The sequence below is a fragment of the Streptomyces sp. NPDC017529 genome (genome assembly GCF_044329785.1).
GTDB lineage: Bacteria > Actinomycetota > Actinomycetes > Streptomycetales > Streptomycetaceae > Streptomyces.
In genome coordinates, this window is the sequence record NZ_JBIRJY010000010.1 from 204,906 (window position 1) to 211,900 (window position 6,995).

Consider the following 6,995-nt stretch of genomic DNA (forward strand, 5'->3'; position numbering starts at 1 on the left):
GGGGTGTTGCGTGTTGCCCCCCCGGGGCGCGGGGTCGGCCCCCCCGCCGGCCCGCGCCCCGGGCCCCCCCGCGCGCCGCCCCCGGGGGCGCGGCGCGCGGCTCGTCACCGCTCAGGGCCGGTCCCCGCCGGACCGGCCGAACAGCTCGATCTCGGCGATGGCCACCTGCTTGTCGGCGGCGTTGCAGCAGGTAGGCGCTCTCCATGTTGGCGTACCTGCCGTGGGAGTCCTTTCCACTCCGCCCTGCCGCCGATCGTGGCCCCCGAACCGCCCCGAGCGCAGGCGCGTCGGGGACGGCGGCGGGGCAGCGCTCGTGCCTCAAGGGGCCGTGCCCCGCCGTCCGTCCGGTCAGATGTAGCCCTCACGGAGCGCGTACGCCACCGCGTGCGAGCGGTTGCGCAGGCGCAGGCGCGTGGTGAGACCGTGCATGACATTCTTGACGGTGCGTTCGGAGTACGACAGCTTGGCGGCGATCTCCGAGGTGTCGAGCCCCTCGGCCACCAGCCGCACCACGTCCACCTCGCGTGAGGTGAGGCCCAGGAAGGCCCCCGGATGGTCGGCACTGCCCCGGTGCAGCCGCCCCACCTGGCTGATGAGCCGGCCCAGCAGGTCCGCGGGCAGGTCGCCGCCGCCGTCGGCCGCGGTCAGCACCGCCTGCACCAGCCGGTGCGCGGTGGCCTCGCGGCGCCAGACGATGGCCCCCGCGCCGCACTCCATGACGTCCAGCAGTTCGTTCTCCCTGATGGTCCCCACGACGAGCACCACCCGCGCCCCCTCGCTGCGCACGACCCGCCGCAGCCGGGCGAGGGCGGCCTCGTCGAGTACGTCCTCGACGAGCACGGCCACGGTGGCGGAATCGTCCTCGCAGAGATCGACCTCCGGATGGCGGCGCAGCTGACTGACGACCCCTTCCCGGCTGATCGGATCGGGCGCCGTGACGACCACCCGCACCCGGCGCGCGGTGAGTACGGAAGCCGAGGCGGCCGGTTGCGAGCTGAGCAAGCGCTTCCCCTCTTCTACGTTGACTGCGACCCCAAGCATGCCGCCGGGACGGGGAACGCGGCGTCGGCAAGAACTACGTAGCCGGGACGCTACGTAATCGGACGCACCCCACCGAACGGCTTGGGCGGTCGTGTGCGCGTCGGTGCCGAGCGGGGAGAAGTGGTCGCCCGCGGGCCGTCCTTGCGAACGCGGGGTGCGCGGTACGTGCCGGCCGGGTGGGCGCGCCTGCCGCATCCGCCCGTCACGATGCGTTACCAATGCATGCGGAAAGCGACCGCGCCTGGCTCTCGGTGACGTCTGCCCTGCCGGCGCCAGGCGGGTTATCTCATGGACCGGGAGAGGTAGTCGATGACTGTCGAGACGAGCCCATCAGCAACTGCGGGGCCGCAGGAAGAAGCGCAGGAGCAGCAGCTCAGCCTCAACACGGCGGCGGCGCGGAACCTCGCGACCACCACCAAGTCCGAACCCCAGATGCAGGGGATCAGCTCGCGGTGGCTGCTGCGGAAGCTGCCGTGGGTCAACGTCCCCGGCGGTTCCTACCGGGTGAACCGGCGCCTGTCGTTCACCGTCGGGGACGGAAAGGTGACGTTCGAGAAGAGCGGGGCCAAGGTCCGCGTCGTCCCGGAGGAGCTGGCCGAGCTGCCGTTGCTGCGGGGGTTCGACGACCACACCGCGTTGGGCGCGCTGGCCGACAAGTTCGTCCAGAAGGAGTTCGAGCCCGGTCAGCTCATCGTGCAGCAGGGCCGGAAGGCCGACCACGTCTTCCTGATCGTGCATGGCAGGGTGGACAAGGTCAGGCCCGCCAAGTACGAGGGCGAGGCCATCGTGGGCCGGCTGTCGGACGGCGACAGTTTCGGCGGCAACGCGCTGGCGGGGGCGGACGGCGAGTGGCAGTTCACGGCCCGCGCGGCGACCGCGGTGACGGTGCTGACGCTGCCGCACAGTGCGTACAAGACGGTTGCCGGCCAGCACGAGGCGTTGCGGTCGCACGTCAGCAAGCGCAGTGGCGACGCGCAGAAGCCGACGAACAAGTCCGGCGAGGCCGCGATCGAGTTCCTGTCCAGCCACCAGGGTGAGCCGACGCTGCCGACCACGTTCGTGGATTACGAACTCTCGCCCCGCGAGTACGAGTTGAGCGTCGCGCAGACGGTGCTGAAGGTACACAGCCGGATCGCCGACCTCTACAACCAGCCGATGAACCAGACGCAACAGCAGCTGCGGCTCACCATCGAGGCGCTGCGCGAGCGCCAGGAGAAGGAACTGGTCAACAACCGCGAATTCGGGCTGCTCCACAACACCGACTTCGACCAGCGCATCCCGGCCCACTCCGGCCCGCCCACCCCGGACGACCTCGACGACCTGCTGAGCATGCGCCGTGGGACCAAGTACATCTTCGCCCACCCGCGCGCCATCGCCGCCTTCGGCAAGGAGTGCAACAAGCGCGGCCTCGCCATCAGCAGCGCCGACGTCGACGGCCACCACATCCCCGCCTGGCGCGGCGTGCCGATCCTGCCCTGCGGCAAGATCCCGGTCACGGAACACCAGACCTCGTCGATCATCGCCATGCGCACCGGCGAGGACGACCAAGGCGTCGTCGGGCTCTACCAGACCGGCCTGCCCGACGAGGTCGAGCCCGGACTCAACGTCCGGTTCATGGGAATCGACGAGAAGGCGATCATCTCCTACCTCGTCAGCACCTACTACTCCGCCGCGGTCCTCGTCCCGGACGCGATCGGCATTCTCGAAAACGTCGAGGTACGACCGCGTGACTGAGCGGCCGGTCCGGCGAGTGAAGGAGGGCTGAGACGGTGTCGTTGCCACCCCGGCTGTTCGCCGCTCCCGTCTGCCATGAGGCGGCAGACCAGGCGGGCGTCCCGCTTCCCGACCCGGCAGGTCCCGGGGAAGGGGACCCGGTCGCCCCGCCGCCCGAGCCTCCCGTACCCCTGGCGAAGCGGATGGCGGCGTGGCTTCCCGGCGGCCCCACCGGCTTGGGCACTTCGGCGGCCAGGGCCCTCCTTCCGCCGCCCCCGGACCACGGCAGGTCCGCTCCCGCTCCCGCTACCGCCCCCGCGGCCGGGCCCCGCGCCGGTGACCCGATTCCGGGTCTGTACTGCCCGCCCGCCGTGCCGGCCGACCCGGCCAAGGTCGCCGAGGTGGACCGGAGACTCGAAGCCTGGGCCCGTGACCTCTGCCTGTTCCCACCCGAATGGGCCGGGGACTTCGCCGGATTCCAGGTCGGCCGCGCGGTCGTCCTGCAACACCCGGCGGCAGCCGACCTGGAGCGCCTCGTCGTCGCGGGCAAACTGCTGGTCGCGGAGAACGTCGTCGACGACTGTTACTGCGAGGATTACGGCGGGTCCCCCATCGGCTTGGGCGGCCGGCTCGTCATCGCGCAGAGCGCCCTGGACCCCCTGCACACCGCGGACGCCTACCAGCGGCAGTGGAACGAGGGGCTGGGCGCGGACGCCCCGCTGCGCTCCTACGCCGACGCGGTCCAGGCCTACCGGGAGATCGCCACTCCCAGTCAGGTCACCCGGTTCGTCCACGACGTGGCGCGCCTGCACCTGGGATACCTCGCCGAGGGCGCCTGGGCGCAGACCCACACCACCCCGCCGGTGTGGCAGTACCTGGTGATGCGGCAGTTCAACAACTTCCGCCCCTGCCTGTCCATCGTGGACGCGGTGGACGGCTACGAACTGCCCGAGCCGCTCTACTCCCGCCCGGAAGTCCAACGCGTCACCGCGCTCGCCTGCAACGCCACCACGCTCGTCAACGACCTGTACTCCTTCACCAAAGAGATGGCCATCGACGAGCACCACCTGAACCTCCCGGTGGTGATCGCCGCCGAGGACCGCCGCGGCCTCAAGGAGGCATACCTGAAGGCCGTCGACATCCACAACGAGATCATGCACGCCTTCGAGGACGAGTCCGCGGCCCTGGCTGCCGCCGGCCCGGCCCTGGCCCGCTACACCACCGGACTCGCCGCCTGGGTCGCCGGCAACCACGAATGGCACCACACCAACACCTACCGCTACTCCCTGCCGAACTACTGGTGAGAGAAGGCAACCGCATGACCACCACAGCGCACCGCGGCAGCGCGGCATCCGCCCCGGCCATCAGCCCCTACCAGAAGTCGGTGGCCGACTACTGGAACCACGAGAGGAACGCCGTCAACCTCCGTCTGGGAGAAGTCGACGGCTTTTACCATCACCACTACGGCATCGGCAACGTCGACTGGTCCGTCCTCCAGGGGCCCGAGGACACCCGCGACGAGCGCACCATCGCCGAACTGCACCGCCTGGAGTGCGCCCAGGCCGACTTCCTCGCCGACCGCCTCGGCACCGTCACCCCCGACGACCGGCTCCTGGACTCCGGCTGCGGCCGAGGCGGCGGCAGCCTGGTCGCCAACAAGCGGTTCGACTGCCACGTCGACGGGATCTCCATCTCCGAGACCCAGGTGGCCTTCGCCGCCGCGCAGGCCAAGAAGCACGGTGTCGACGGCAAGGTGCGCTTCCACCTCAAGAACATGCTCGACACCGGCTTCGAGGCGGGCTCGTTCCGCGCCATCTGGAACAACGAGTCCACGATGTACGTCGATCTGTCGACTCTGTTCGCCGAGTACGCCCGCCTCCTCACCCGCGGCGGCCGGTACGTCACCATCACGGGCTGCTACAACGACACCTACGGGCTGCCCTCCCGCGAGGTCTCGATGATCAACGCCCACTACATCTGCGACATCCACCCCCGCTCCGCCTATTTCAAGGAGATGGCGAACAACCGGCTCGTGCCGGCCGGCGTGGTGGACCTCACCGCGGCGACCATCCCGTACTGGGAACTGCGCGCCAAGTCCTCCCTGGCCACGGGCATCGAGGACACGTTCCTGACCGCGTACAAGAACGGCAGCTTCCAGTACCTGCTGATCGCCGCCGACCGGATCTGACCGTCGGGCCCCCGACAACGGCAATCGGGGGCCGACAAGAGTGTCCGCAGGACACCGAGGCCGCCGACTACGTGAACAGGCGGTCACCGCTGTTGGCCATGCGGTGGGTGGAGCTGTGGCGGTTCACCCAGTCGCGGATGAGGTTGATGGCGTTGGCGCACTGCCAGCCGTTGTCGTACTCGTGCTCCCCGGTGAAGTTGGCGTAGCCCGCGATGATGCCGTCCACCCGCGCGTCGCCCAGCAGTTTGTCGACGTACCACGGGTCGTTGTAGGTGGTCGTCCAGGACAGCGTGGCCGCGAGCTGGCCGGCGGCGCGGTCCGCGGCGCCCTTCTTCAGTTCCGCGCACGTGTTCCAGGTGGCTTCCGTGCAGTTGCCGAACCCGTTGGTGATGTTGTTGTCGCCGTAGTCCATCACCCGGCGGCCGTTCGGGAACCCGGAACCGGACTGGTTGAAGGCGTTGCGGACCTTGTCGCGGCTGCCGGTCGTGGTGATGCCCTCCAGCTTGCCGAGCTTGCCTTCCAGGCTCTTCCAGCCCCGGCCGCCGACGTCCGGCGTGTCGCCGCCGTGGTACTCGAAGAACCCGTAGAGCACCTGGATTCCGGCAGCCGTCAGCCGCTGCGCCTTGTCGCGCAGCCCGGCGACGCTGCACGTACGGTTCTGCGCCTCCCCGCAGTAGTTCGGGTCCTTGATGTCCAGCCAGACCAGCGACAGCCGGCGCCCCGCGTTGGCGTTGGCGAGAATGCGGTCGATCATGCTGTCGAAGCTGGGGCCCAGCCGGTTCTCACCGGCCGAGGAGCAGTCGTGCCAAGCGCGCCATTCGTTCGGGTTCCACCAGGCGCAGACGTCGATCTCGATGGCGTTGGCACCGTGGTTGAGCGCGGCGTCCACGCCGTCCAGGGTGTCGACCCGGTGCGCGATGGCGTAGATCGCGTGACGCTGGTCGGCGGCTGCCGCCGGGGCCGTTCCGAGCGCGGTGGCACCGATGAAGCCACACAGCGCCGTTATCAGCGCCGGCAGCATCCGCGGGCGGATGCCACGGCGAAGGTGAGTGGTCAAGAAAGGTGCTCCTTCTTATTCGATGGGCGCGGCCGCCGTCGAGGGCAGCGCGCGGCGCTCCTCTTTCGCAAAACATGACGACAACAAGTCGCCTGCCGATCGCGAAAGTATCGCGCCGGGCGCCGATTTCGTGACGCGTTCTCGGTCTACTTTCGTCGTCAAGCAGCCATGTGCACGACCGAGGATCGGCGCGTACCTGCGCTCGCGCTCGCCGGCCACGAGCCGCAGGCCGGACCGAAGGGACCTCTGTACGTGGGAATTGCGTAACGCGCTACGTAGATCACGTCGGAACGGTGCGGGACGGCCGCGCCCGGACGTAGCGTCGGCGTCGGCAGGAAATTGCCTTTCCGAGCGAAACCCGCTCACGACTCAAGAACGAGCAAGGAGTTACCTATGAAGTCATGGCGTACCCGTGTCGCCGGCGGCGGGCGGTATTCCTCGGAGCAGGCCTGCGAAAGCGAAGCGCGCCAGGATTACGTCGACACCGGCAGGTACAGCGAGGTCGACTGCGTGGACAAGGGCGGCTCTTTTTACGAGATCTGGGTGCGTTGACGGACGCCGGGTCTTTGTCACGGTGAGTGAGGGAGACGGTGGGCGGGCGGTGCCTTCGCGCGGCTCTGCCGCTCGGCGATGTCTCAAACCGTATGAGACAGGCGGTCGGTTCTCGTCATGGTGGTCGGGCCTGTACTGCGGGTAACCGCGAACCTGGTTTCACGTCTGTCACTCTGACCAGCCAGGGCAACCCGCAACACAGTGGCAGGGGCACTAAACGTGACGTGAGGCACGTGGTGTTCGAATGTTGAACCTCTGTATCGTCCTCCGCGTCGGGCACCTTGTGCCCCTCCGACCCGAAATCGACCCCCAAGGCGCGTGCTTCCGGGCCTCGTTGAGCCGGGACGGGCAGGCGCCATCCCTCACAACCCTCCCACCACACGACACGACAACAGCTTCCACCTGTTCCGCCGCTCGGCGGGCACCCGAAAGATGGGATGGGTA

6 protein-coding genes are annotated in these 6,995 nt (G+C 69.1%); 4 read left to right on the forward strand and 2 right to left on the reverse strand.

From position 1 onward, the window contains the following. Positions 1-348: 348 nt before the first annotated feature. Complete coding sequence (locus ACH4K4_RS25215) at positions 349-1,002, reverse strand: response regulator transcription factor (RefSeq protein WP_398170234.1); 654 nt, start codon at positions 1,000-1,002, stop codon at positions 349-351. A 348-nt stretch (positions 1,003-1,350) separates the two neighbouring features. Here ACH4K4_RS25215 and ACH4K4_RS25220 point away from each other — a divergent pair, with 348 nt between their 5' ends. The 3 genes from ACH4K4_RS25220 (at position 1,351) to ACH4K4_RS25230 (ending at position 4,942) form a co-directional block, all read left to right on the forward strand. Continuing rightward, on the forward strand, positions 1,351-2,775 hold the full coding sequence (locus ACH4K4_RS25220; protein ID WP_398170235.1) for a family 2B encapsulin nanocompartment shell protein: 1,425 nt from the start codon (positions 1,351-1,353) through the stop codon (positions 2,773-2,775). Positions 2,776-2,957: 182 nt separating this feature from the next. Further along, positions 2,958-4,058 carry a family 2 encapsulin nanocompartment cargo protein terpene cyclase gene (locus ACH4K4_RS25225; RefSeq protein WP_398170336.1) on the forward strand — a complete coding sequence of 367 codons (1,101 nt, stop codon included), beginning with the start codon at positions 2,958-2,960 and terminating at the stop codon, positions 4,056-4,058. Between the two features lie 14 nt (positions 4,059-4,072). Beyond that, positions 4,073-4,942: a geranyl diphosphate 2-C-methyltransferase gene (locus ACH4K4_RS25230; RefSeq protein WP_398170237.1), complete on the forward strand. Its 870-nt coding sequence runs from the start codon at positions 4,073-4,075 to the stop codon at positions 4,940-4,942. A 67-nt stretch (positions 4,943-5,009) separates the two neighbouring features. Here ACH4K4_RS25230 and ACH4K4_RS25235 read toward each other — a convergent pair whose 3' ends face one another. Then, complete coding sequence (locus ACH4K4_RS25235; RefSeq protein WP_398170239.1) at positions 5,010-5,999, reverse strand: phospholipase; 990 nt, start codon at positions 5,997-5,999, stop codon at positions 5,010-5,012. Positions 6,000-6,392: 393 nt separating this feature from the next. On the opposite strand from ACH4K4_RS25235, the gene ACH4K4_RS25240 reads away from it, so the two are divergent. Further along, entirely contained in the window at positions 6,393-6,551 is a 159-nt protein-coding gene (locus ACH4K4_RS25240) for a hypothetical protein (RefSeq protein WP_398170241.1), read from the forward strand. Positions 6,552-6,995: the final 444 nt, after the last annotated feature.